This window comes from Rhizobium sp. GW821-FHT14E12, from assembly GCF_058803745.1.
Window position 1 is genome coordinate 341,938 of the sequence record NZ_JBXAPH010000001.1, and the last position, 25,512, is coordinate 367,449.

Annotated in this window: 24 protein-coding genes; 10 read left to right on the forward strand and 14 right to left on the reverse strand. The window is 60.1% G+C overall.

Features of this window, described 5'->3' with window-relative positions:
* Positions 1-6 precede the first annotated feature (6 nt).
* The 4 genes from gcvH to AC1RO0_RS01760 all read left to right on the forward strand — a co-directional run bounded on the left by gcvH (position 7) and on the right by AC1RO0_RS01760 (position 4,270).
* Positions 7-372, forward strand: coding sequence for a glycine cleavage system protein GcvH (gene gcvH, locus AC1RO0_RS01745; RefSeq protein ID WP_498591249.1), 366 nt, complete (start codon positions 7-9; stop codon positions 370-372).
* Positions 369-3,233: an aminomethyl-transferring glycine dehydrogenase gene (gene gcvP, locus AC1RO0_RS01750; RefSeq protein ID WP_498591251.1), complete on the forward strand. Its 2,865-nt coding sequence runs from the start codon at positions 369-371 to the stop codon at positions 3,231-3,233. The genes gcvH and gcvP overlap by 4 nt, the downstream gene beginning before the upstream one ends.
* Positions 3,234-3,381: 148 nt before the next feature.
* Entirely contained in the window at positions 3,382-4,002 is a 621-nt protein-coding gene (locus AC1RO0_RS01755; protein WP_498591252.1) for an alpha/beta hydrolase, read from the forward strand.
* A gap of 1 nt (position 4,003) precedes the next feature.
* Complete coding sequence (locus AC1RO0_RS01760) at positions 4,004-4,270, forward strand: addiction module antidote protein (RefSeq protein WP_498591254.1); 267 nt, start codon at positions 4,004-4,006, stop codon at positions 4,268-4,270.
* 30 nt (positions 4,271-4,300) lie between these two features.
* Here the strand turns inward: AC1RO0_RS01760 and AC1RO0_RS01765 are convergent, their stop codons facing one another.
* From AC1RO0_RS01765 to AC1RO0_RS01810, 10 genes are all read right to left on the reverse strand, one after another.
* Positions 4,301-4,993 carry a ZIP family metal transporter gene (locus tag AC1RO0_RS01765; protein WP_498591256.1) on the reverse strand — a complete coding sequence of 231 codons (693 nt, stop codon included), beginning with the start codon at positions 4,991-4,993 and terminating at the stop codon, positions 4,301-4,303.
* 77 nt (positions 4,994-5,070) lie between these two features.
* Positions 5,071-5,619 carry a hypothetical protein gene (locus AC1RO0_RS01770; protein ID WP_498591258.1) on the reverse strand — a complete coding sequence of 183 codons (549 nt, stop codon included), beginning with the start codon at positions 5,617-5,619 and terminating at the stop codon, positions 5,071-5,073.
* A 160-nt stretch (positions 5,620-5,779) separates the two neighbouring features.
* Positions 5,780-6,169: a Fe-S cluster assembly scaffold SufA gene (sufA, locus tag AC1RO0_RS01775; RefSeq protein WP_498591260.1), complete on the reverse strand. Its 390-nt coding sequence runs from the start codon at positions 6,167-6,169 to the stop codon at positions 5,780-5,782.
* Positions 6,170-6,245: 76 nt separating this feature from the next.
* A complete protein-coding gene (locus AC1RO0_RS01780; RefSeq protein WP_498591262.1) occupies positions 6,246-6,626 on the reverse strand; it encodes an SUF system Fe-S cluster assembly protein in 381 nt (126 codons plus the stop codon).
* An 11-nt stretch (positions 6,627-6,637) separates the two neighbouring features.
* On the reverse strand, positions 6,638-7,879 hold the full coding sequence (locus tag AC1RO0_RS01785; protein WP_498591263.1) for a cysteine desulfurase: 1,242 nt from the start codon (positions 7,877-7,879) through the stop codon (positions 6,638-6,640).
* A gap of 18 nt (positions 7,880-7,897) precedes the next feature.
* Positions 7,898-9,172 carry a Fe-S cluster assembly protein SufD gene (gene sufD, locus AC1RO0_RS01790; protein ID WP_498591264.1) on the reverse strand — a complete coding sequence of 425 codons (1,275 nt, stop codon included), beginning with the start codon at positions 9,170-9,172 and terminating at the stop codon, positions 7,898-7,900.
* Between the two features lie 22 nt (positions 9,173-9,194).
* Positions 9,195-9,950, reverse strand: a complete 756-nt coding sequence (sufC, locus tag AC1RO0_RS01795; RefSeq protein ID WP_371108055.1) for a Fe-S cluster assembly ATPase SufC — start codon at positions 9,948-9,950, stop codon at positions 9,195-9,197.
* Positions 9,951-10,015: 65 nt separating this feature from the next.
* Positions 10,016-10,333 carry a hypothetical protein gene (locus tag AC1RO0_RS01800; protein WP_498591265.1) on the reverse strand — a complete coding sequence of 106 codons (318 nt, stop codon included), beginning with the start codon at positions 10,331-10,333 and terminating at the stop codon, positions 10,016-10,018.
* A 50-nt stretch (positions 10,334-10,383) separates the two neighbouring features.
* Entirely contained in the window at positions 10,384-11,853 is a 1,470-nt protein-coding gene (gene sufB / locus AC1RO0_RS01805) for a Fe-S cluster assembly protein SufB (RefSeq protein WP_498591266.1), read from the reverse strand.
* 147 nt (positions 11,854-12,000) lie between these two features.
* Positions 12,001-13,167, reverse strand: coding sequence for a cysteine desulfurase family protein (locus AC1RO0_RS01810; protein ID WP_498591267.1), 1,167 nt, complete (start codon positions 13,165-13,167; stop codon positions 12,001-12,003).
* A gap of 236 nt (positions 13,168-13,403) precedes the next feature.
* On the opposite strand from AC1RO0_RS01810, the gene AC1RO0_RS01815 reads away from it, so the two are divergent.
* Entirely contained in the window at positions 13,404-14,081 is a 678-nt protein-coding gene (locus AC1RO0_RS01815) for an alpha/beta hydrolase (protein WP_007696254.1), read from the forward strand.
* Between the two features lie 12 nt (positions 14,082-14,093).
* On the opposite strand, the gene AC1RO0_RS01820 is transcribed toward AC1RO0_RS01815, so the two are convergent.
* Positions 14,094-14,612, reverse strand: coding sequence for a GNAT family N-acetyltransferase (locus tag AC1RO0_RS01820; protein ID WP_498591269.1), 519 nt, complete (start codon positions 14,610-14,612; stop codon positions 14,094-14,096).
* Positions 14,613-14,806: 194 nt separating this feature from the next.
* Entirely contained in the window at positions 14,807-16,945 is a 2,139-nt protein-coding gene (locus tag AC1RO0_RS01825) for a caspase family protein (RefSeq protein WP_498592357.1), read from the reverse strand.
* Between AC1RO0_RS01825 and AC1RO0_RS01830 the strand changes: the two genes are divergently transcribed.
* Both AC1RO0_RS01830 and tyrS read left to right on the forward strand, forming a co-directional pair.
* Complete coding sequence (locus AC1RO0_RS01830; RefSeq protein WP_498592403.1) at positions 16,902-17,243, forward strand: hypothetical protein; 342 nt, start codon at positions 16,902-16,904, stop codon at positions 17,241-17,243. The genes AC1RO0_RS01825 and AC1RO0_RS01830 overlap by 44 nt on opposite strands.
* A 27-nt stretch (positions 17,244-17,270) precedes the next feature.
* Positions 17,271-18,527, forward strand: coding sequence for a tyrosine--tRNA ligase (tyrS, locus tag AC1RO0_RS01835; protein WP_498591271.1), 1,257 nt, complete (start codon positions 17,271-17,273; stop codon positions 18,525-18,527).
* 79 nt (positions 18,528-18,606) lie between these two features.
* Here the strand turns inward: tyrS and AC1RO0_RS01840 are convergent, their stop codons facing one another.
* Complete coding sequence (locus tag AC1RO0_RS01840) at positions 18,607-19,011, reverse strand: VOC family protein (protein ID WP_498591272.1); 405 nt, start codon at positions 19,009-19,011, stop codon at positions 18,607-18,609.
* A 33-nt stretch (positions 19,012-19,044) separates the two neighbouring features.
* Positions 19,045-22,464, reverse strand: a complete 3,420-nt coding sequence (locus AC1RO0_RS01845; protein WP_498591274.1) for a YhdP family protein — start codon at positions 22,462-22,464, stop codon at positions 19,045-19,047.
* Positions 22,465-22,594: 130 nt separating this feature from the next.
* Between AC1RO0_RS01845 and AC1RO0_RS01850 the strand changes: the two genes are divergently transcribed.
* From AC1RO0_RS01850 to AC1RO0_RS01860, 3 genes are all read left to right on the forward strand, one after another.
* Positions 22,595-23,077: a peroxiredoxin gene (locus AC1RO0_RS01850; RefSeq protein ID WP_498591275.1), complete on the forward strand. Its 483-nt coding sequence runs from the start codon at positions 22,595-22,597 to the stop codon at positions 23,075-23,077.
* Entirely contained in the window at positions 23,077-23,919 is an 843-nt protein-coding gene (locus AC1RO0_RS01855) for a ferritin-like domain-containing protein (RefSeq protein WP_498591276.1), read from the forward strand. Before AC1RO0_RS01850 ends, AC1RO0_RS01855 begins: the two co-directional genes overlap by 1 nt.
* A gap of 117 nt (positions 23,920-24,036) precedes the next feature.
* Positions 24,037-25,380 (forward strand): peptidoglycan DD-metalloendopeptidase family protein, encoded by a 1,344-nt coding sequence (locus AC1RO0_RS01860; RefSeq protein ID WP_498591277.1) that lies wholly within the window; start codon positions 24,037-24,039, stop codon positions 25,378-25,380.
* Positions 25,381-25,512: the final 132 nt, after the last annotated feature.

Consider the following 25,512-nt stretch of genomic DNA (forward strand, 5'->3'; position numbering starts at 1 on the left):
TTATCCATGCTGAAATTTACCGATGAACACGAGTGGCTGAATATCGAAGGCGACGTTGCGACTGTGGGGATCACGGAGTTTGCAACCAAACAACTCGGCGATCTCGTTTTCGTGCAACTGCCTGACGTCGGCACCAATCTCGACAAGGGCGAAGGCGCGGCAGTCGTCGAATCCGTCAAGGCGGCCTCCGATGTCTATTGTCCGCTTGCCGGCGAGATCACCGAAATCAACAGCGCGATTGTGGATGATCCGGAGCTCGTCAATAACGATCCGATGGGAGAAGGCTGGTTCTTCAAGATCAAGTTGAAGAATGTGGTAGATGCAAATGCTTTGTTTGATGAATCTGGCTATAAGGAGTTCATCAAGGAATGACGACGCCGACGGAATTCACATTCACCGATTATCAGCCCTACGACTTCGCCAATCGCCGTCATATCGGCCCGTCTCCCTCGGAGATGGCCGATATGTTGAAGGTGATCGGTTATGGCAGCCTCGACAAGCTGATCGATGCGACATTGCCGCCCTCCATCCGCCAGAAGGCGCCCCTCGTTTGGGGCGCGCCGATGACGGAGCGCGAGGCTCTCGACAAGCTGCGCGAGACTGCCAACAAGAACAAGGTGCTCGTGTCGCTGATCGGCCAGGGCTATTACGGCACGATCACGCCGCCGGTCATTCAGCGCACCATCCTGGAAAACCCGGCCTGGTACACCGCCTATACGCCCTATCAGCCGGAAATCAGCCAGGGCCGCCTTGAGGCGCTCCTGAACTACCAGACGATGATCTGCGACCTCACCGGCCTTGATGTTGCCAACGCCTCGCTGCTTGATGAAGCAACCGCCGCCGCCGAAGGCATGGCGATGGCCGAGCGCGTGGCGAAATCCAAGGCCAAGGCCTTCTTCGTCGACGCCGAGTGCCATCCGCAGACGATCGCTCTGATCGAGACCCGTGCAGAGCCGCTCGGCTGGAAGGTCATTGTCGGCAATCCCTTCACCGATCTGGATCCCGTCGACGTCTTCGGCGCCATCTTCCAGTATCCGGGCACGCATGGTCACATCCATGACTTCACCGGCCTGATCGCCAGACTGCACCAGACCGGCGCCATCGCCGTCGTCGCTGCTGACCCGTTGGCGTTGACCCTGTTGAAGTCGCCCGGCGAAATGGGCGCAGATATTGCCGTTGGCTGCTCGCAGCGCTTTGGCGTGCCGGTCGGCTATGGTGGCCCACATGCGGCCTATATGGCCGTCAAGGATGCCTATAAGCGCTCCATGCCGGGTCGTCTGGTCGGCGTCTCGGTCGATGCGCGCGGCAATCGCGCCTATCGCCTGTCGCTGCAGACCCGCGAACAGCATATCCGCCGCGAAAAGGCGACGTCGAACATCTGCACCGCGCAGGTCCTGCTTGCCGTCATGGCCTCCATGTATGCCGTCTTCCACGGCCCGCAAGGCCTGAAGGCGATCGCCCAGCAGGTGCATCAGAAGGCCGTGCTGATGGCCAAGGGGCTGGAGAAACTCGGCTACGTCATCGAGCAAGAGACCTTCTTCGACACCATTACCGTCGAGGTCGGCCATATGCAGGGCCTGATCCTGCGCGCTGCCGTTGCCGAGGGTGTCAACCTGCGCAAGGTCGGCAAAACCAAGATCGGCATGAGCCTCGACGAGCGCACGCGCCCGGCAACGCTGGAAGCCGTCTGGCGCGCCTTCGGCGGCAATTTCCGCCTGGCCGATTTCGAGCCTGGCTATCGCTTGCCGAAGACCCTGCTGCGCACCAGCGATTATCTGACGCATCCGATCTTCCACATGAACCGCGCCGAAAGCGAAATGACCCGCTATATCCGCCGGCTCTCCGACCGCGATCTGGCGCTCGACCGCTCGATGATCCCGCTCGGTTCCTGCACGATGAAGCTTAATGCAACAGCTGAGATGTTGCCGATAAGCTGGCCTGAATTCTCGGATATTCATCCTTTCGTTCCGGCCGACCAAGCGCTCGGCTATCGCGAGATGATCGACGATCTGACGGAAAAGCTCTGCGCCGTGACCGGCTACGACGCCTTCTCCATGCAGCCGAATTCCGGCGCGCAGGGCGAATATGCCGGCCTGCTCACCATCCGCAACTACCATATCGCCAATGGCGAAGGTCACCGCGATATCTGCCTGATCCCGACCTCGGCACATGGCACCAACCCGGCCTCCGCACAGATGGCCGGCATGAAGGTGGTCGTCATCAAGGTCAGCGATGACGGCGATATCGACATGGTCGATTTCCGCGCCAAAGCCGAGCAATATGCAGCCAACCTCTCCTGCTGCATGATCACCTACCCTTCGACGCATGGCGTCTTCGAGGAAACGGTGAAGGAGATCTGTGATCTCGTGCACGAGCATGGTGGCCAGGTCTATCTCGATGGCGCCAATATGAACGCCATGGTCGGTCTTTCCCGTCCGGGCGACATCGGCTCCGACGTCAGCCACCTGAACCTTCACAAGACCTTCTGCATCCCGCATGGCGGCGGCGGACCCGGCATGGGACCGATTGGCGTCAAGGCGCATCTGGCGGAGCACCTGCCCGGCCACCCGCAAACGGACGGACGCTCCGGCGCGGTCTCGGCGGCCGCCTTCGGTTCGGCGTCCATCCTGCCGATCTCCTGGAGCTATTGCTTGATGATGGGCGGCGAAGGGCTGACGCAGGCAACCAAGGTTGCGATCCTCAACGCCAACTACATCGCGGCACGGCTGAAGGGCGCATACGACGTGCTCTACAAGTCGAAAACCGGTCGTGTGGCGCATGAATGCATCATCGATACGCGCCCGCTGGTCGACAGCGCAGGCGTCACCGTCGATGACGTCGCCAAACGCCTGATCGATTGCGGCTTCCATGCCCCGACCATGAGCTGGCCGGTCGCCGGCACGCTGATGATCGAGCCGACCGAATCGGAAACCAAGGCCGAACTCGACCGCTTCTGCGAGGCGATGCTGGCAATCCGCGAGGAGGCCCGCGCCATCGAAGAGGGCCGGATGGACAAAACCAACAATCCCCTCAAGAACGCACCGCATACGGTGGAAGACCTTGTCGGCGAATGGGATCGTCCTTATTCCCGCGAACAGGCCTGCTACCCGCCCGGTGCCTTCCGCGTGGATAAATACTGGTCGCCCGTCAACCGCGTCGACAACGTCTACGGCGACCGAAATCTGGTGTGCTCCTGCCCGCCGGTCGAATCCTACGCCGAGGCCGCTGAGTAAGGTTTCTCCAAAAAAAGCGAAGCGGTTCAGCCGCTTCGCTCCTGCCCGACATAAATCTATCGTGAAAAATGCCTATGACTGCGCCGCGTGTCCGATCGGATGCGCGGCGTTTTCTTGAACGCTATGACGGGGCCTGGAAGTCAGACTTATGCCGGAACGGCCGGAGTTTCATTTCATCATCGAGCGGGAAGAGTTCTCTTCTCCGCCGCTTCTGCTGCTACATGGCAGCGGCGGAAGTGAGATCGATCTCATTCCCTTTGCAGCAGACATCGCACCGCAACGGCCCTACATGTCGCTGCGTGGCGGCGTGAAATGGGAAGACGGCTTTGCCTTTTTCCGCCGTAATCCAGATCGCAGCCTCGACTATGATGATCTTGCCGAACAGACGAACTTGCTCTGTCGGTTCATTAGGGAAACGATCGAACGAGGCGCATTGAAACAGCCACCGATCCTCCTGGGCTTTTCCAATGGCGCCATCATGGCCGCATCGGTCCTGCGCACACGACCGGACCTCGCGTCAGGCGCCATTCTGATGCGTCCCTTGTCTCCCGCTCCCGAGACAAACCTCCCATTGATGACCGGCCTGCCGATCCTGATGACGGCGGGCGAACACGACCAACGCCGCGAACCGGGCGATGCGTTGCTGGTCAAACGACAATTCGAGAACTGCCACGCAGATATCAGCATGCATGTGCTGCCCACGGGCCATGGCTTACATCAAAGCGAAGCCGGACTCATTCGCGACTGGCTTATACGGAAAGGCATCTAAAATGAATCGGGAGACTCCCTTCGGCACGGACAATCCGGACGGCTATATCGCAGCCGCTTTTGCGACGGACGATCCAGCATCGATCGCCAGGGCATTGGGTGACGTGGCCCGCACGCGAAACATGAGCAAACTGGCCAAGGATGTTGGCATGAACCGCTCGGCGCTCTACCGCGCCCTCAGCGGCGAAGGAAATCCGGAATTCGCGACGATCCTGAAAGTCGTCAAGGCGCTCGGCCTCAAGCTGACACCGGTGCCGGCTGCCCATTGAGAATTCGCAATGCCCTAGCCTCGCGCACCGTTAGCCGATCGCTTCTTCAAGAACGAGAAGCACCAGAAATCCCGCGAAGAACATTGCCGTCACCCACGGACGATCGGGTGTTTCATGGGCTTCGATCAGCAGTTCCTCGGTGACGAGGTAGAGAAGTGCAATCAGGCCGAACGAGAAGAATCCGGTCAAGATGGGGCCGGGAAGCAATGCAACCGGCGTCCCGAGCAAAGCGCCGATCGGCAGCAGAAGCGTAAGCGCCGCTGTGATTGCGACTATCCTCGTACGGGAGCGGACGCTCTCGCCAAGCTCGGTGGCGACGGTCAATCCAAGGAACAGCACCTCGATCGTCAGGGCGATCGTCAGCAGCAAGCCGACCTTCGGGCCGGCGGCAAACCCAATGCCGAGCACGAGGCCGTCGATCAGGATATCGATGCCGATAGCCGCCAGGAGACCGACCGGTCCTTTGGCCCAATTTTCCAATTGTTTGACCAGCAGCATGACGGCGACGCCAATCGCACCGCCGATCACCGTCGCCAAGGGATTGCCACGATGCATAACGTCCGGCAGGATTTCGCCGGCAGCGGCAGCGAACACCACCCCGGCAGCAAAATGCTGGATCGCGCTGATAAGATTAGGACCGGGCCGCGTATTCACCGCAACCACAGAGCCGACGATGGCCGCAGCCGCCGGGATCAATGTGTATACCCAAGCCGAAGCCGCCATACAGTCCCCCATTGCTCGCCTTGTCGACTTTATCCAGCTGCGCCGGTTAGCCAACGACGCGGCGGAGAAGCCGGCAATTACCAAATCACCTTGGACAATTCGGAAAGAACCGTGTTGCCATAGTCCTCGTCCTTGATGCTGAACTCCGCTTCACCAGACACTAGATTGAAGTTAAAGAAAACCTCGGCTTCGTCTTGATCGAGGAAAAGCTTGGTGGCGTACCAGTCGCCCTTTCCGCCGCCGAAGCCACCGCCGGGAAGCCGGGCCGTCGCTGCTCCGAGAAATGCTATGCCGAACGGCAGCGTTTCCAGCTTTGCGTTTGAAAGGCTGGGGGCATTTGCCGTCAAGGCTTTAGCCAGTTGTTCGAAGAATCGCGTCGGGCGAGAGCCAGGAACGTGGCGAAATGCGCCGCGCGAGAAGCTTATCGGACCGCTGCCTTCTTTTTCATCCGGCGCCTGAATTTCGATGACGAATTTCGTTTCGCTGTCACGCTCGCCATAGCTAGCCATCAGGGCAAGGGCTTCCGTATCCGAGCCGCCCGTCAGAGGAGCGACCTTGAAGGCGAGAGGCACGGGGAAATCGGCATCAGCAAGAACAAGATCCTGCGCACGGCTGCCGCCGGACAATATCGTACCAAGCGACATGATCAAAATAGAGCGCCGTGTAATCATTCTACTCTCGTAGACGTAAAATAGCTGATCCGGAACTACTATAGATAGCAGAAATCCAGACTTCAAATCCGTTCTTGAAGTCGGCCATTTTCGCAGTTTCGGGTCGAACGACCCTTTAAGCCGCAGGCGCCGCCTGACGCTGTGCCGCCAGGGCAGCAAGATCCGCCGGCTTCAGCTCGACGGATTCGCCGCAGCCGCAGGCCGATGTCTGGTTGGGGTTGGTGAAGGTAAAGCCGGAGCGCAGCGTCGTGGTCTCGAAACCCATTTGGGTGCCGAGCAGATAAAGCACGGCCGACGGCTCGACCCAGACCTTGGCACCATCATGCTCGATCAGGTCATCCCTGGCATTCGGCTCGGTCACCAGATCGATGGTATATTCCATCCCGGCGCAGCCGCCCTTCTTGATGCCGACGCGAACGCCCTTGGCATCGGGGCCAGAGTTCTCGACGATCGCCTTGACGCGCGCTGCGGCGGTCTCGGTCATGGTCATTACAGCAAAGCCCATGGGCCTATTCTCCTTCCACAACCGGGGTCAAGATCCGGTGCTTCGAGTCATAATGTAAAGCGAGCGGCTTAAAGCTTCAATACCAGCCGATCGCCACCTGCGCTTCTTCCGACATGCGGTCGGCCGACCATGGCGGGTCGAAGGTCATGCTGACCTCGACGCCCGATACACCTTCCACGGCACCAACGGCGTTTTCGACCCAGCCCGGCATCTCGCCAGCGACGGGGCAGCCGGGGGCTGTCAGCGTCATGACGATCTTCACCATGCGGTCGTCTTCGATGTCGATCTTGTAGATCAGGCCGAGTTCGAAAATGTCGGCTGGAATTTCAGGATCATAGACCGTTTTCAACGCGCTGATGACGTCATCGCTGAGACGCGCCAGCTCATCCTCGGGAATGCTCGAATGCACGATGCCTTCGCGCACGTCGATCTTCTGTTCGCTTTCGTCGAGTGACATCGCGTGCCTCCTTAGGCAAAGAATTTGCGCGCATATTCCAGCGCATCGGCCAAGGCGTCTACCTCGGCTCGGGTATTGTACATGCCGAACGATGCTCGGCATGTGGAGGTGACGCCGAAGCGTTTCAAGAGCGGCTGGGCGCAATGCGTGCCCGCACGCACCGCAACTCCCTGACGATCGATCACCATCGACACGTCATGAGCGTGAATGCCGGCGAGTTCGAAGGAGAATATACCACCTTTGCCGGGCGCCGTGCCGAAAACCCGCAGCGAGTTGATGTCGCTCAGCCGTTCCGCCGCATAAGCCGAAAGATCGGCTTCGTGCCGGGCAATCGCCTCACGACCAACACTCTCCATATAATCGAGCGCATAGCCGAGCCCGATCGCCTGCACGATCGGCGGCGTGCCGGCCTCGAAACGATGTGGCGGCTCGTTGTATGTCACGTTCTCCTCGGTGACATCGAAGATCATCTCGCCGCCACCCTGGAAGGGCCGCATCTCGGCAAGCCTGTCCTTCTTGCCATAGAGCACGCCGATCCCCGAGGGACCGTAGAGCTTGTGGCCGGTCATGACATACCAGTCGCAGTCGATATCCTGCACATCGACGGGCATATGCACGGCACCCTGCGAACCGTCGATGAGCACCGGAATGCCGCGCTCATGGGCGATGCGGCAGATTTCCTTCACCGGAACGACGGTGCCGAAAGCGTTCGACATATGGGTGATGGCGACGAGCTTGGTGCGTTCCGTCAGGCTCTTTTCGAAATCCTCGATGTGGAACGCGCCCTCGTCATCGACCGGCACCCAGACCAGCTTGGCGCCCTGCCGCTCGCGGATGAAATGCCAGGGCACGATATTGGAGTGATGCTCCAGGATCGAGATGACGATCTCGTCGCCCTCGCCGATCTTGGGCATGCCCCAGCCATAGGCAACCGTATTAATCGCCTCGGTCGAGTTCTTGGTGAAGACGATATTGTCCACCGAGGGCGCATTCAGGAAGCGGCGCACCTTTTCGCGCGCAGCTTCATAGGCCTCGGTGGCGGCATTGGAGAGAAAGTGCAGGCCACGGTGCACATTGGCATATTCGCTCGAATAGGCATGCGATATGGCGTCGATCACGACCTGCGGCTTCTGCGCCGATGCGCCGTTGTCGAGATAGACCAGCGGCTTGCCGTGAACGGTCGTCGACAGGATCGGAAAATCCCGGCGGATCGCTTCAACGTCATAGGCGGTGGCTGGTACGATCTTGTCCACGAGCATTGCTCCAATCAATCAGGCGTGCTTTTCGAGCCAGGCAAAGATAACGCCTTCCAGCGCCTCGACCAGTGCCTCGTCTTCCAGCTCTTCGACAATTTCGGCGACGAAGGCATTGACCAGCATGGCGCGAGCCTTGTTCCTCGGAATGCCGCGCGCCATCAGGTAGTAGAGATGGTTGCTGTCGATATCGGCGACGGTGGCGCCATGGCCGCACTGCACGTCGTCAGCGAAGATTTCGAGCTCCGGCTTGACGGAGAACTCTGCATCGTCGGACATCAGCAGCGTGTTGCAGGCCATTTTGGCGTCGGTCTTCTGCGCATCCGGAGCGACCCGGATCATGCCCTGGAAGACGCCGCGAGCGCGGTCGAACACCACGTTGCGGACGATTTCCGTCGAGCTGGTGTGCGGCACGTCATGGCCAAGCACCATCGTCACATCGGTATGCGTATCGCCGCCGAGCAGATTGACGCCGCGCAGCGAGAGCTCTGCGCCCTCGCCCGAAACCTTGATATGCAGTTCCTGGCGTACCAGCTTGCCGCCGGCATTGATGACGAACAGCTTCAGCTTGGCGTCCGCGCCGAGATCCACACGGATCTGACCGAGATGCGTGTCCTCGGAACCCTGCTCCTGCAGGATGATCCAGGTCACTTCGGCGCCCTTACCGACCGTGATGTCACTGATCGAGGACACCAGCGCCGCAGCACCCGGAACACCCTCGTGACGCTCGATCACGGTTGCCTTGGCACCTGCGCCGAACGTAACAGGCAGACGGCTGTGAATCTGCCCGCCGGCATGGATGAACTGGATTTCCAGCGGTGCATCGAGTTCGGTGCCGTCGGGAAAATCAATGACATAGCCATCGCGAACGAAGCTGGCATTGATGCGGCCGATAGCGTCGTCCTTGCCGAGCGCTTCCAGGCCGGCAGCGGCCGTGCCGTCCGTCAGACTATCGACATAACGGCTGACAACCAGGCCGTCCACCGAAGTCTTGCCGGCCGCGTGGCCCTGCAGAACCGAAAGAACGGCCGAACCGGCAGCCGTCGGCGGCAGCGGCTCGACACTGCCAGTGCCGAGATCGGTCGGAACCGTGCGCAGCAGGTTTTTGAAATCGGTATAGTGCCAAGCCTCGAAGCGCCGTGTCGGCAGGCCGGCGGTCTTGAGATCATCCAGCAAGCGGTCGCGGACGGCGAAGACTTCGCCGTCACCCGGCAAGTCGCCCAGCTGGTTGTTGTAAGCCTCGATCAACGCGGTTTCCGCGGCAGTCAGGCGGGTCGTCGTCTGAACGTTCATCGACGTATCCTTTCCGCCCCGATCAGGCCGCAGCCCCAATGATGTCGGCATAGCCGTTGGCTTCGAGTTCATGCGCCAGCGTCTTGTCGCCGGACTTGATCACCTGGCCCTTGTAGAGGACGTGAACGGTGTCCGGAACGATGTAGTCGAGCAGGCGCTGATAGTGGGTGATGACAATCACGGCGCGGTCGGGCGAACGCAGAGCGTTGACGCCGTCGGCGACGATCTTCAGCGCGTCGATGTCGAGACCGGAGTCGGTTTCGTCGAGGACGCAAAGCTGCGGCTCCAGGAGCGCCATCTGCAGGATCTCGGCGCGCTTCTTCTCACCGCCGGAGAAACCGACGTTCAGCGGACGCTTCAGCATCTCGGTGTTGATCTGCAGCTTGCCAGCGGCTTCCTTGACGCGACGCATGAAGTCCGGCGTCGTCAATTCAGCCTCGCCGCGCGCCTTGCGCTGCTCGTTCATCGCCACCTTCAGGAACTGCATGGTGGCAACGCCCGGGATTTCGACCGGATACTGGAACGCCAGGAAGATACCCTTGGCGGCGCGCTCGGCAGCGTCGAGTTCGAGAATGCTCTCGCCGTTATAGAGGATATCGCCTTCGGTCACTTCGTAGTCGTCACGGCCGGCAAGGATATAGGAGAGCGTCGACTTGCCGGAGCCGTTCGGCCCCATGATGGCAGCAACTTCGCCGGCCTTCACCGTCAGGTTCAGACCACGGATGATCTCAGTGCCGTCTTCGGCGATACGGGCATGCAGGTTCTTGATTTCAAGCATATTCGTTTCCTTCATCCCACCCTTGGCGATTGGTTATCGAACCAACGGTGCTTGTCTCTATAGGTTTAGCGGTCGTCTGCCGGCATGAAGCTCTGCGTTACAACAATCGCGCCTATGATATTGCGATTGAATTCGTCGAGTTCTTCCGCTGGCACCCAAAGCTCTTCATGTTCTCGTCCACCAACGATCTTGCGTTCAAAACGCGATACATAAGCGGCATTTACATCAAAACGTGTTACGTAACCGCGCTGTGATCCGACCTTGGTATTCCAGTCTCTTGCAATCTGAGCTGCGTAACCTTCGTTCGTCACAGGATAGAAAATCGGCTGATCCGGAAGTCGTGGCGGGAAGGCTTTCCAGCCGCTCTCTTCGATCAGCTTCAACTCCTCCAATCCAACTGGGCGGAAGAGTGTGACTGTCTCTACTGCGGCCATCACCCCACGCTGCCTTCCAGCGAGATGCCGATCAGCTTCTGCGCTTCGACGGCAAATTCCATCGGCAGTTCCTGCAGGACTTCCTTGACGAAGCCGTTGACGATCAGTGCGATCGCCGCTTCGGTTGGGATGCCGCGCTGCAGGCAGTAGAACAGCTGATCCTCGGAAATCTTCGACGTCGTGGCTTCATGCTCGAACTGCGCCGTCGAGTTCTTCGCCTCGATGTAAGGCACGGTATGCGCGCCGCACTTGTCGCCGATCAACAGCGAGTCGCATTGCGTGAAGTTACGCGCGTTGGACGCCTTGCGGTGAGCCGAGACCTGGCCGCGATAGGTGTTCTGCGAGACGCCGGCAGCGATGCCCTTCGACACGATGCGGCTCGACGTGTTCTTGCCGAGATGGATCATCTTGGTGCCGCTGTCGACCTGCTGATGGCCGTTGGAAACGGCGATCGAGTAGAACTCGCCGCGGCTGTCGTCGCCGCGCAGGATGCAGGACGGATACTTCCAGGTGATCGCAGAACCGGTCTCGACCTGCGTCCAGGAGATCTTCGAGCGATGGCCACGGCAATCGCCACGCTTGGTGACGAAGTTGTAGATGCCGCCCTTGCCGTTCTTGTCGCCCGGATACCAGTTCTGAACCGTCGAGTACTTGATCTCGGCGTCATCCAAGGCAACCAGCTCGACCACCGCCGCATGCAGCTGGTTTTCGTCGCGCTGCGGCGCCGTGCAGCCTTCGAGATAGGAAACATAGGCTCCCTCTTCGGCGATGATCAGCGTGCGCTCGAACTGGCCGGTGTTCTTCTCGTTGATACGGAAGTAAGTGGACAGCTCCATCGGGCACCGAACACCCTTCGGCACGAAGACGAAGGAACCATCGGTGAACACGGCCGAATTCAGCGTCGCATAATAATTGTCAGTCGTCGGAACGACGGTGCCAAGATATTTGCGCACGAGATCGGGATGTTCGCGGACAGCTTCCGAGATCGACATGAAGATCACGCCGGCCTTCTTCAGCTCTTCCTTGAAGGTGGTGACCACCGAGACCGAATCGAACACCGCATCGACGGCAATCTTTGGGCGCTCGACACCGGCGAGAATTTCCTGCTCACGCAAGGGAATGCCGAGCTTTTCATAGACCTTCAAGAGTTCCGGATCGACTTCGTCAAGCGAGGTCGGACCGGGCGTGGTCTTCGGCGCGGCGTAATAATAAATGTCGTTGAAGTCGATCTTCGGATAGTCGACTCGCGCCCAGGTGGGCTCTTCCAGCGTCAGCCAGCGGCGGTAAGCCTCCAGACGCCATTCGAGCATCCACTCCGGTTCCTGCTTCTTGGCGGAAATAAAGCGAACAATATCCTCGGACAGGCCTTTCGGAGCCTTGTCCATTTCGATGATGGTCTCAAAACCATACTTGTACTGGTCCACGTCGATCAGACGAACCTGATCGATTGTTTCTTGGACGGCAGCCATGTCGTTCTCCAATCTCGCCGGATCCAAGGTCCGGCAGCTTGTCAACGTTTCAGTAGACTTTCGCCTACCCTCTATGTAGTCGGCCAAAAGGGACTTTTCAGCCCACTTGGCAAGCGGAAATTTATGTTTCCGCAAAATTGTAAGTCGTCAGGCCGCAGCGCCCGCAGGTTTGCGTCGTCCGGCAATTCTGGCGAAGGCGGCAATCGCGCGCTCGACATCCTCTTCGGTCGTCGTAAATCCGAGCGAAATGCGCAACGCCCCGAGCTTCGGATCGCAGCCCATCGCCGACAGCACATGGCTTTCGCCAACTTTGCCGGACGAACAGGCCGAGCCTGCCGAAATCGCCACACCTTCGAGATCGAAGGCGATCTGCCCGGTTTCGGACTTCAGCCCCGGCAGGGTGAAGAAGCTGGTATTCGGCACCCGCGCACCGCCTTCGCCATGAATGATGACATCGGGCGCGGCAAGCTTCATGCCCGCCTCCAGCCGGTCACGGAGCTTTGCCACACCCGCATTGCGGCTATTGAGCTCGGCGATCGCCGCTGTCGCGGCCGCACCAAAGCCGATGACACCAAGCGCGTTTTCCGTGCCCGAGCGATGGCCCTTTTCTTGGCCCCCGCCATGGATCAACGGCTTCGGCATCAGCACTTCGCCGCGAGAGATCAATGCGCCTACCCCTTTCGGCCCGCCGATTTTATGCGACGAGACGATGAGGAAATCCGCGCCGATCACATTGATATCCAGCGGAACCCGGCCCGCGGCCTGAACCGCATCGACAACAAACACACCGCCGAACGCCTGCACGATCTTTGCCGCGTCGGACACGGGCTGAAGAATGCCGGTCTCGTTGTTGGCAAGCATGATCGCCACCATCGGCAAGCCATCAGCCTTGTCATGCGCGGCAAGCATCGTCTCCAGCGCGGCCAGATCGACCGTCCCTTCCGGCGTCACCGGAATCTCGCTGATCTTGTCCTTCGCAAACCGCCCGCCTTCGCGCACGGCCGGATGTTCGATCGCCGAGATATAGAGGCGGCCGATCGCAAGCGGCGTGCGGCCCATGCGAAATTCCGGCGTCAGCACCATGTTGGCGGCTTCGGTCGCGCCGCTGGTGAAGACGACATGCGCCGGCTCGGCACCCGTCAGGCTTGCAACCTGCCGACGCGCGGCCTCGATCGCCGCCCGCGTTGCCCTGCCCTCGCCATGCACGGAATTAGGGTTTCCATATAGATCCAAGGCATGCAACATAGCATCGCGCGCCGCCGGGTGGAGCGGAGCGGTGGCATTCCAGTCGAGATAAAGGCGCGGTGCGGCCATAATCTTCTTCCTGCCTGACGAAGCCTTGTTGCGCCGCCCGGTTCATTTTCCTTGAAATTTCGACCGGGCATGCCTTATGACACGTTCCACAAACCGTTGAACAAGCAACGCGTGGAAGACCGTACCAAGTTTCGAATTGTTCTAAACTGCGTTCTAGAAAAGATGAGCGCATTCGTCAAGTCAACTTGCTGCGTCCCACCTGGTTTGAACGCAGAAAAAGAAGAGCCGGAGTATCGATGCCCGAAGTTATTTTCAACGGCCCCGCAGGCCGCCTTGAAGGCCGCTATCAACCCTCCAAGGAAAAGAGCGCCCCGATCGCGATCATCCTGCACCCCCATCCGCAGTTCGGCGGGACGATGAACAATCAGGTCGTCTACCAGCTTTTCTATATGTTCCAGAAGCGCGGCTTCACCACGCTTCGCTTCAACTTCCGCAGCATCGGCCGTAGCCAGGGCGAATTCGACCATGGCGCCGGTGAATTGTCGGATGCCGCTTCGGCGCTCGACTGGGTGCAGAGCCTGCATCCCGATTCGAAAAGCTGTTGGGTTGCCGGCTATTCCTTCGGCGCCTGGATCGGCATGCAGTTGCTGATGCGCCGCCCCGAGATCGAAGGCTTCATGTCGATCGCGCCGCAGCCGAACATCTACGACTTCTCGTTCCTGGCGCCCTGCCCGTCCTCCGGCCTGATCATCAACGGCGATGCCGACAAGGTTGCCCCGGAAAAGGACGTCAACGGTCTCGTCGAGAAGCTTAAGACGCAGAAGGGCATTCTCATCACCCACAAGCTCGTCTCCGGCGCCAATCACTTCTTCAATGGCCAGGTCGACACGCTCATGGGCGAATGCGAGGACTACCTCGATCGTCGCCTGAACGGCGAACTGGTGCCGGAACCGGCAGCCAAGCGGATCAGGTAAGAGGCTCGCCTCTTACCGCGACATCCCAAAAGTTGGACACGCGAGCCCGTCGATCACCATCGGCGGGCTTTCTTGCATTCCGATTTTACGCAGAACCCGCTGCGAGGCGGCGTTTTCCGGGTGAGTGAAGGCGATGAACCGCTTCGCAATACCGCGCTTGAAGAACCACTCCGCCAAGGCGCCCGCGATTTCTGTCGCATAGCCATTACCCCAGGCCTCCCGGCTCAGCGAATAGCCGAGTTCGAATTCACCGCGACCACGCTCTCCCTGGAAACGCGAGAAGCCTGCCCGGCCGATAAAGCGACCGTCGTCGTGCCTGAGCATCTTGTATTTGGTCACACCGTCGCGAGCCTGCTCGTCGAACCAGCTCTTCAGCCGCTCCTCGGCCTTCTCCAGCGTCCACGGCGCGGCGCCCGAGAGATAGCGGGTCGTATCGATGGTCGAATGCAACCGCTGAATCAGCGCTGCATCGCCCTTGTGCCACATCGTCAGAACGAGACGAGGTGTTTCCAATATGATTGTGTCGCTCATCAGCCGATGTCTTTCCGATCCCGCTGAATTATTCGGCTCGTACCTGACAGGAGGAGCCGACAGATCAGTGTTAAACCCGCGGCGACGGCTCAACAATAGCGATACGCCGATATCATCGTCGCGGCAAACGGAAGCCGCCAATGGGTAATCCCTGGCAGCCATCCGTCCCGATGTCGCTTATACGGTGACATCACTCAATGACATGCGGGCAGGCCGGGCGCTCCACATTTCTTCACCGGCGGCTTTTGCGGCGGATGTGCCAGTGGTGGCCGTTTAGCCTGCTGCACAATCTTGGGCTGCGGTTGAGGCTTTGGCTGAGCCTGAGGTTTGGCAGCCGGCGCTCTCGCTGGCGCTGCTACATGCGGCGCAGGCGCCTGTCGTGCCATCTGGGGCGCAGGTTTGGCCTGTGGAGCTGGCCTGGGAGCCGCATGGCGCGGCGGCGCGACAGCGACGACCTTCGGCTTTGCGGGTGCGCCAATAGCAGCCGCTGGCGCTGCTTGAGCATGAGCCGCTGGCTTTGCCGTCGACACCGGATTCTGCACGCTATTGGCAACAGGCTGCGAAGATTGGGGCTTCTTTGCTTGAATCTGTTTGGGCGTCACCTGCGTGTTGCCGACAAGCGGCAATGGCTGGCCCTTCGTGCCGGGAAGCGCATGTGTGTTCTGCGGCTGTCCTGCGGGTACCGGGCTAACTGCCGGAACCTTCGTCGCGGCGGCCGGACTTTGCTTCTGAATGATTGCGGCGTGCTTCTGCACCGAGGGTGGCAAAGCGACATGCAGTGCCGCGGCACTCGCGCCGGCGACAACAGCGGCGCCGGTCAATTTCTGCGCCGTCGTCAGGCCCGGTGCTGCGGGAGCAGCCGTGCTCTGATTGACGGTCGTGTTGTTATTGATGACCGTGTTGTTGACGACCGTATTGTGGATATTGTTGAAAATGACGTTGTTCTCAGGCGGCGCTATGTCGCGCGGCGGGAGCACCCATTGAGGAACCGGAACGAAAACCGGTGCCGGCAGGACATAGAGATCGATCGACGGCTGTGGCGGCGCCAGCACGACGAAATCCGGAGGCGGCGGCGCCAGGAAAACGACCGGCGGCGGTGGGGCATAACCGAAATCGGCATCATCGAAATAGAGGATAGGCCGATCGACATAGACGATCTCCGGCGGCGGCGGCGGAGGCACGTCATATTCGATCACCGTAAACGACGGCGGCGGCTCAAGCGCTGCCTCGAAATGTTCCAGGCGGCGACGGGCGTCCCACACATGCGGGCCGCGCGGATAGCGCCTCAGATAGGACCAATAGGCTTCCGGCGTATCCGCACCCCAGGTCTCGCGCCATGTGATCGCCTCGCGACGGGCGGCGATGATGGCGCGAACGCGCCTTGCCATCGGATCATCCGGATAGGCGGCAAGGAAGTCTTCGTAGCCCGCCAGGGTGTCGCGGTCGAGCGCGGCGAAATAGGCGTCTCTCTCATCGAAATCGCGGATCGCCTTCGTGCGCATGGTGGCGCTATTGTAGCTGGAAGCCTGGACTGCGGGTGCATCGGGGCCACGATCGAGGAATGTGAATGCTCCGCCAAACTTCGAGGCATCCCATGATATCTGCGCGCCCTTGCTGAGGTCGCCGACCCGCAGCCGCGTACGGTCGAACACGTCGCCGAGCGGAAGGCCGCCGACGCGCATCATTTCCGCCAAGGCATGTGCATAGGCACCATAAGGCCCCGCCTCCGGCGGCGCCACTGTGCCGGGCGCGGCATTGAACGCGATCAGCTGATTGGCATCGGCATCGACAAGCGCCAGGCCGCCCGCAAGTGGCTGATTGGATTGCGCGAATGGATTGGCGCGCGCGGCATCTAGGACAACGATACTGCCTCTGTTCCTGATCGCCGCCAGCGACCTGGTGAAATCGCTAACCCGGATGGCTTCGACCGGAACGTCGGTGGCATTGGCGATCTGTGCGTCGACCGGCACGAAATAGTTGTCGCCCTGATATTGAAGCCCATAGCCGGCCAGATAGACGAAAGCGATCGTATCGGGGCCGGAAGCATTCGCCTTGGCGAGAAAGTCGCGCAGCGCATCGCGCAGCCCGTCCTGGTTCAGGTCGCGCGCGCCAATCACGTCGAAGCCGGCGGCCTGCAGCGTCTGCGCAATCAGACCCGCATCATTCGCCGGCGTCGGCAATGCGCCGGCCTTGTAGGCCGAATTGCCGATGACGAGCGCTATTCGCTTTTCCATGGAGTTTTGTGCTTCGGCCGGACCCGCAACAGCAAGACCAGTCAATACCAGGACCATGGCAAGCCATGCCCAGATCGCCCTTATGGACGACAATCCCATTACCGAAAACAAAGGTGACATACCGGTTTCTTTCGTGAAACATGTGGTGCACGCGGGATCAATGGTGAGACGACTATTGGATGTAATTTCGGCGAATGCTGGGCGCATTTTCGGCCCCTTCGCGGCGATCTGGCGTCCTATTCGCGCCGAGATGCTGCGACCGGCAGAGCAGATCGATCGTCTTCTCGGTTTTGCTGAAACTTCCGATGCGCCGTCCAACCAAATGGTGACGCGCCGCGAAATCAGTGCTAAACGCGCCGCGATAGTTCAACAACAGCGATTTCGCCGCACGACATAGAGATGCGGCGCCCGAGAGACCAAGATCATGGCTGAGTTCAAATCCGATTTCCTGCGCACCCTGCAAGAGCGCGGCTTCATCCACCAGATTTCCGATGAAGCCGGGCTCGACGACCTTTTCGCCAAGGAAACCGTGACCGCCTATATCGGCTTCGATCCCACGGCACCGAGCCTGCATGTTGGCTCGCTGATGCAGATCATGATGCTGCACTGGCTGCAGGCGACCGGTCACCGTGCCGTCTCGCTGATGGGCGGCGGCACCGGCATGGTCGGCGACCCCTCCTTCAAGGATGAGGCGCGCCAGCTGATGACCGTGGACACGATCGAAAGCAACATCGCCTCGATCAAGCGCGTTTTTTCCAGCTACCTCACCTATGGCGATGGCCCGAAGGACGCGTTGATGATCAACAACGCCGAATGGCTGCGCTCGCTGAATTACCTCGAATTTCTGCGCGACGTCGGCCGGCATTTCTCGGTCAACCGCATGCTGTCCTTCGACAGCGTCAAGACGCGCCTGGATCGCGAGCAGTCGCTGTCCTTCCTCGAATTCAACTACATGATCCTGCAAGCCTACGATTTCGTCGAGTTGGCCAAGCGTTACGATTGCCGCCTGCAAATCGGCGGTTCGGACCAGTGGGGCAACATCGTCAACGGCATAGACCTTGGTCACCGCATGGGGACAAAGCAGCTCTACGCGCTGACCTCGCCGCTGCTGACCACCTCCTCGGGTGCCAAGATGGGCAAGTCTGCCTCCGGCGCGGTCTGGCTGAATGCCGACCTACTCTCGGCCTATGACTTCTGGCAGTACTGGCGCAACACCGAGGATGCGGACGTTTCCCGCTTCCTGAAGCTCTACACCACGCTGCCGATGGACGAGATTGCTCGCCTCTCCGCGCTTGCCGGCTCGGAACTCAATGAAGTGAAGAAGATCCTGGCGACGGAAGTCACCGCCATCCTGCACGGTCGCGAGGCTGCGGAGCTTGCCGCCGAGACCGCGCGCAAGACTTTCGAGGAAGGCGGCCTTTCCGAGAACCTGCCGTCGGTCGATGTCCCCGCTTCCGAACTCGACGCCGGCATCGGCCTGCTGTCGCTGATCGTCCGCGCTGGCCTCGCCGCATCGAACGGTGAAGCGCGCCGTCATGTCCAGGGCGGAGCCGTACGTATCAACGACCAGCCCATCAGCGACGAACGCAAGCTGATCGGCAGCGGCGAAATCACCGCCGATGGCGTCATCAAGCTGTCGCTCGGCAAGAAGAAGCACATCCTGGTGCGCCCGGCTGCTTGAGCGGGCAGACATCAAACGAATGAAAATGGCCGGTGCATCGCACCGGCCATTTTCATTTTATCTCCATAGAAATCGGAGCTTACGACCGTCCATTGGTGAACTGCACCAGATCCCACAGATTGCCGTAAAGATCCTTGAAAACAGCGACAATCCCATAATCCGCCTGCTTCGGCTCCCGCGTGAATTCGATCCCTTTTTCGAGGTAGACGGCATAGTCGCGCCAGAAATCATCGGTCTGGAGAAACAGGAACACCCGTCCCCCAGCCTGGTCACCAATATAACTCTCCTGATGGGATGAGGAGGCACGCGCAAGCAGCAGCGAGGCCGCGCCATCGCCCCTTGGCTTGACGACAACCCAGCGCTTGTCCTGCTCTGGCTGATAGCTGTCCTCAACCAGGACGAACCCGAGCTTGTTCACATAGAAGTCGATTGCATTGTCATAGTCTCGAACGACGATGGCAATATGGGCAATGTTCTGGTTCATGCCATTCCGGCTCCCGGCTCGTCGCTTATTTCCTCAAAACTCAAAGATCTGCCTGAAAACACCCGGCGCGATGATCGATAGCGGGTTGATCTGCATGCTCGATTTTTCGATCGTGCCGGTCACCCGGAAGGTAATGCCGATCAGGCCGCGGTCGCTGCCGTTGCCGAGGATGAAGCCGACGATCGGGACTTCCGCGAACAGCCGGTTGAGACCGTAGGCGGGCATGAAGGTGCCGGTCAGGTCCATGTTGCCCTTGGCGTCCTTGACCGTTCCTTGAAAGGTTGCGCCCACCTGTGTGCCGCGCACGACGCCGTTTTCCACCGCAAGCGCACCATTACGGAACACCAGCCGCGCGAAACCGCGATCGAAACTCTGCGAACGCGTGTCGATGTTCTGCTTGACGGCTGAATTCAGGCTCTTCCCATTCTTGCCGCTCGGCGTGGAAACGATGGTCGAGAGCTTCTTTTCATCGATGATGGCGAAGCTGCGGATATCCAACGAACCGTCCCATGCATCAGGGCCGGTGGAGCGCAGCGACAGGTTGAGAAGGCCACCCTTCAGGTGCTTGTAGAGGTCGGCAAAGCGCGCCACCGCGCCGGCATCGCCGCTGGTGATACGAATGGTGCCGCTGCCACCGCCCTTGCTCATCTGGCTGACCACGGCTTCGCCGCTATCGGTGAGCCCGGAAAAATCCGCCGCTACAATGTGTCCACCGGAAACGGAATAGACACCCTTGAGATTGCGGATCGATTCGTCGTTGAAACCGATGACCTTGTCGATATTGGCGCGGACCGTCGCGCTGGATGAATCGTCTGCGCTGCCACCATTTCCTCCGCTCGACGATGCCTTCAGCCGCGCGAGAACCGGCCGCAGGTCCGCCGAGTTGCCGGAAACCGATATGTCATAGGCACCGCTCTTGCCGTGCTTGACCGACAGGGCGAAGTCATCGAGCGCCGAGAGTTTGACGCTGCTGAAATTGGCTGATGTCAGGCCGCCCTTGCTGACGACGAGATCGCCACTGACGCCAAAACCGTCGCCCTTGAGGACGAAATTCTTCAGCGCCGTCTGGCTGTCCGGTCCGGAGGCCTCGAACTGGGCGGTGGCCGGAATACCGCTGCCCTTCGACCAACCGATCCACGGCACCGTCAGGGCCGCCTTGCCGAGATCGATCTTGACGGCCTGGCGATCCTCATCGATGCGCGTGAGTTCCAGCTTGACGGGGCCGTCTACGATGTCGTTGAGGCCCGGTATGACGGAATTGCGTTGCGCGTCCGTGAGCGTGGCCGTAATCACGCGGCTGCGTTTGGCCGGCGATTTGCTGTCCGTGGGCTCAACCATATCGATCTGTGCGGGAATGCCATCGATCTGGGCCTGAGCATTCAGATGCACGGCTTGAGGATCGGCGTCGATATCACCCGTAAGATTGGTGACCTTACGATTGTTCATCGGCTTCAGCACGTCGACATTGCTAAGCTGCAGGTTCGCCTTCCAAACGGGCGGCGGCGGCTTCTGATCGCTGAGCAGGCCGATGGTCGCCTCGACATTGGCGACGATCTTGCCGTTGAAGTTCTCCGGCTTGAATTCGGTTCTCTGCAGTACTTCCAGCGGCTTATAGGTCAGCAGCTCGCCGATCGCATCGCCGGTGCCGGATATTGCGAGATTAAGCTCCGCCATCAGCGGCTTGTCATAGGCTGACGGGATCGAGAAATTGCTGCCGCTCAGCGTCACCGACCGGCCGCTGGAAAAATAGGAGGTCGCGCTCGCAATATCGACGCTCATCGTCGGACCCGTCAGGTCGAAATGCGCCTTGGTATCGCGTAGCGGCGGGATTTCACCGGGCACATCGAGACGGGTGTTGTCGATATCGAAGGCGATGTGCAGCTCATCCGTTCCAAGCTGCAACTTGCCGGTCTGCGCAGCCTCCCTCAGCCGTCCGGCGGGGATGAAAACCGAGATGACCGCGTTGGTCACAGTGCCGCCGAAGAGATTACTCTCCACCCAGACGCGCGGCTTGGACGCCATCCAGAACGGCCAGAGCTGCTTGATCGCGGTGGTATCCAGCTTGTCGGCGCGGCCGCCGAAGCTGATTTCCGGCGAGCTGTCGCCGAGCTTCATATGCAGCGAGCCGAACAGTGCGCCGAGCGGTGTCGAAATGCCGATATTCTCGAATTGAAGTTCCTTGGTCGCCGCCAGGAAGCGTCCCGTCGCCTGCCCGTCGAAGCTGACAGGCTGCTCGCCGGAAATCGAGGAGGCCGCAGTGCCCCCGCGAATCAGGAAGTCGATGCCGAAGCCCTTGTCGGCATTGGCATCGATGCGGTCGAGATCGATGAGAGCGCCGGAGAAGGGTACGATGGTGCCGACGAACTGCGCCTTCGACTGCACGATCTCAAGCTTCTGGCGCGTGAAGTCATAGGCAAGGTTGATATTGGCCTGCGTCAGGTCCTGCTTGTCGCGGTCCATGTATAGCGTGCCGGGCTGGACATCGATGGAGGCGCTGAGCTTCGGATCGACACCCTCGCCGCCGCGCACCGCGGTGACCGTCATGCCGGCAAGGCTCATGATGCCCTGGCGCGGCGTGCCGTTCTGGTCATAGGCCATGGTCAACGGCTTCAGGTCGACATTGGCGAGTTTCGCCGTCAGCGAAGAGCTATGGCCGGTCTCCTGCTGATCGGCGACCACATCCAGCGTCGCCAGGGAGCCATTGATGGCAACCTCTCCATAGAGATGCAACGCTGTCGGCCCGCTGCGTTCGAAGGTGAGATTATCCACCACGAGCGAGATCGGCTCCCCTTCGTGCCGCGCAAGCTTGACGGCAAAGCCGGAAATACGCACCGAGTTCGTACCGCCGCGCTGAACGAAGCGCTCCAGGAAATCCAGATTGTCGAAGGCTGAATTCAGTGCCTGCGGCAAAGCGTCGACACGTAGAGTCGTCAGATCGACGGGATCGCCTTGCGGCAACAACGAGGTATCGAGCGCGATGCCTTCAGCCGAAACATTGGCGACCGCGACGCGGCCTTCGACAAGCGCCAGGGGATCCAGTTCCATGCTGACCGAAGACATGGTCGATAGATGCTTGCCGCTTTCCTGGTCGACCACATTGACGTCGTGGGCCTCGAGCGCCAGCCGCAGGCTCGGCGTGAACCGGACGACGGTCGAGCCAACCTCCGCCTTGTAGCGCGGCCCGATCGCCTCATCGAGTGCCGACTGCGCCTTCTGCGACAGAGGCTGGTCGAAGATACCGCTCTCGATGGTGGCGACAAGCGCACCACCGATCAGGAGAAGGAAGGTGATGAAGACAAGAGTGATGCGGCAGACGTGCCAGACATGCGAACGGTTCCGGCGGGCAGGCTCCGGCACATGCACGATCATGGGATCGTCGACCTGAGCGGAAGGCAAGTGGTCGAGTGAGACGAGATCCTTCTTGCGGAATATAATCTTTTCGCCTCGGATCACTCCCGTGCGTCCCTTTCATTCTTCGCAATTTTGTTGGTGACGCTGCGTCCGATGTGGACGGCATACCGCTACAGTATATATGGCTGATGCCCAGTGTCATCTAAAATACCGGCAAAAGAAAGGTTTTCCCGTGTCCAAAATCCCAGCGGTTGAATTAGCAATCGGCGACAAAGCCCCGGATTTCGACCTTCCGCGCGATGGCGGTGGCCGCATAAGCCTCGCAGACTTTGCCGGCAAACCGTTGGTGATCTTCTTTTATCCCAAGGACAATACGTCCGCCTGCACCGCCGAATCGATCGCTTTCACCGCGCTTGCGGCGGACTTCAAAAAGGCCGGCGCTTTGATCCTCGGCATGTCGCCGGATTCGGTCAAGAGCCATGACAAGTTCGTGAAAAAATACGACCTGTCCGTTCCCCTTGCCGCCGATGAAGAAAAGACTGCCGCCGAGGCTTATGGCGTCTGGCGAGAGAAGAGCATGTATGGCCGGACCTATATGGGCGTCGTCCGTTCGACCTTCCTGATTGGGGCAGACGGACGAATCGCGCGCATCTGGGATAAGGTCAAGGTGGCCGGCCACGTCGAAGAAGTCCTGGCTGCCGTGAAGGGACTTTGATGACGATGTCGGAATCGGCGGACATCGAGACAATCACCTCGCTGCGCGGCGGCGCCATCGCCGCCATCCGTGCGACCGATCTCGACCGCAAGACGACGCTTGCTCAGGAGACGGCTACCCGCTGGTTCGCACGCACCCTGTCGCTGCGCTCGCCGCTCGATCCGCCGCTCGCTGATCGTCCCGGTCGACCGGAGAAGCCGGAACTGGTGCCACCGAAACACATGAAAAAGCGTTCGCTGCACACGCTGCAAGGCCGTATCGCGCTGCTGCATGCCATCGCCCATATCGAGCTGAATGCGGTCGACCTGGCGCTCGATATTGTCGCGCGCTTTGCGACCGGCCCGGTGCCCAATTCCTTTTTCGATGGCTGGATGCAGGTCGCCTTCGAGGAGGCCAAGCATTTCAAGATGGTGCGCGCCCGCCTGCGCGATCTCGGCGCCGACTATGGCGATCTGCCGGCCCATGACGGCCTGTGGCAGGCCGCGCACGCGACCCGCACCGATCTGACTGCTCGCCTCGCCGTCGTCCCGCTCATTCTCGAGGCGCGAGGTCTCGACGTGACGCCGGCGCTGCAGGCAAAGATGCGGGAAACCGGCGATATGGAAAGTGCCGCCGTGCTCGATGTCATCTACAATGACGAGAAAGGCCATGTGGCCGTCGGCGCCAAATGGTTTCGTTTCCTCTGCGCCCGGGAAAAGCGGGATCCAGCCCGCACATTCCAGGAGCTGGTGCGCTCCAATTTCCGTGGTTCGCTGAAGGCGCCGTTCAATGACATCGCCCGCGCCGAAGCTGGCTTGACGCCGTCATTCTATCGCTCGCTTACATCCACAAGCAATGCATAACATACCAAAATACAAGAGCTTTTCAATTTTCTAGTAGTGCAGCATAAAGCAATCATTAACCATAAATCCGTCTACTTCCACAATGGATGCGAGAATGCGTCGATTGGGAGATTCTCGGTGACAACGAAGCCTCAAAACCGGGTTTTCGGTAAACAGAAACAGTGTCACACCATCATCGTGGCAAGCGGCGACACGGTGCGTCACATGACCGTCCGTCCATGGATGGCAGCACTCTCCGTCTGTCTCATCGGCATCTTTTCGATCGGCTATCTCCTGGCGACCTCCTATCTCGTGCTGCGCGACGACCTGATCGGCGCAACCATGGCCCGGCAGGCGCGGATGCAATATGACTATGAGGATCGCATCGCTGCGCTGCGCGCCCAGGTCGACCGGGTCACCTCGCGCCAGCTTCTCGACCAGCAGGTCGTGGAGAAAAAAGTCGACAAGCTGATGCAGCAGCAGCAGGCGCTGTCCTCGCGCCACGGCAAGCTCGATGCGCTGCTCGACCGCGCCGAGAATTCCGGGCTGATGGATAAGGGTGCCAATGCGGCGACCACCGGTAGTCGGGGAGACAAGGGTGATCATGCGGAATTGACCGGCGGCCTGAAAGCAATCGAGACGCTTCTATCGAGCGGCAAGCCCGCCGATGCCACACCCGACAATTCCACCCTCGCCTATGTTCCCGCCCCCGAGACAGTCGCCGACCGCGCCGACCGCGTCTTCTCCAGGGTGACGCTGTCGCTGAAGCATATCGAGCAGGATCAATTGACTCGCGTTCAGCGCCTGACAACCGGTGCCGCCGATACCGCCGACAACATCCAGTCGATCATGCAGAATGTCGGCATCAAGGTTCCTACCGTGACGGCGAGCGTCGCCAGCAAGGACAGCAATGACGACGAAGGCGTTGGCGGCCCCTATGTCGCGCCTGAAAATGTCGATCAGTTCGAACAATCCATGACCGATCTCGATACGGCGCTTACGCGTCTGGAGACGGTGCGTGGCGCGGCCGAGAGCCTGCCATTCCGCAATCCCGCGCCGGGCAAGCTGATCACCAGTCCTTTCGGCAATCGCAAGGATCCTTTCTTCGGCAAGCTGGCGCTGCATACCGGCACCGATTTTCATTTCAGCCCGGGCGAGAGGGTCAGGGCAACGGCGCCAGGCAAGGTCGTTTCCGCCGGCTGGACCGGCGGTTACGGCAACATGGTCGAGATCGACCACGGCGATGGCATCTCGACGCGCTACGGTCATATGGAAGAATTGCTGGTCAAGGCCGGCGATACGGTGAAGGCCGGCGACGCCGTCGGTCTGGCCGGCAGCACCGGACGTTCGACCGGTACACATCTGCATTACGAAGTCCGCGAAAATGGCCACCCGATCGACCCGATGTATTTCATCAATGCCGGCATGAAGCTGGCAAGTTATATCAATGGGATCGGGGCAATTTCGGCGCGAGAATTGTGACAAACGAGCAACAAAGATGGCGCTAATCTAAAAATTGCGTTATGAATGGGCTCCAAGCTTTTCGAAGCGCCCGCTTTCCTTGACTTCGCGGGTATTTGGTTCTATGTCGCGCAGCATTGCGGCACGCTAGAA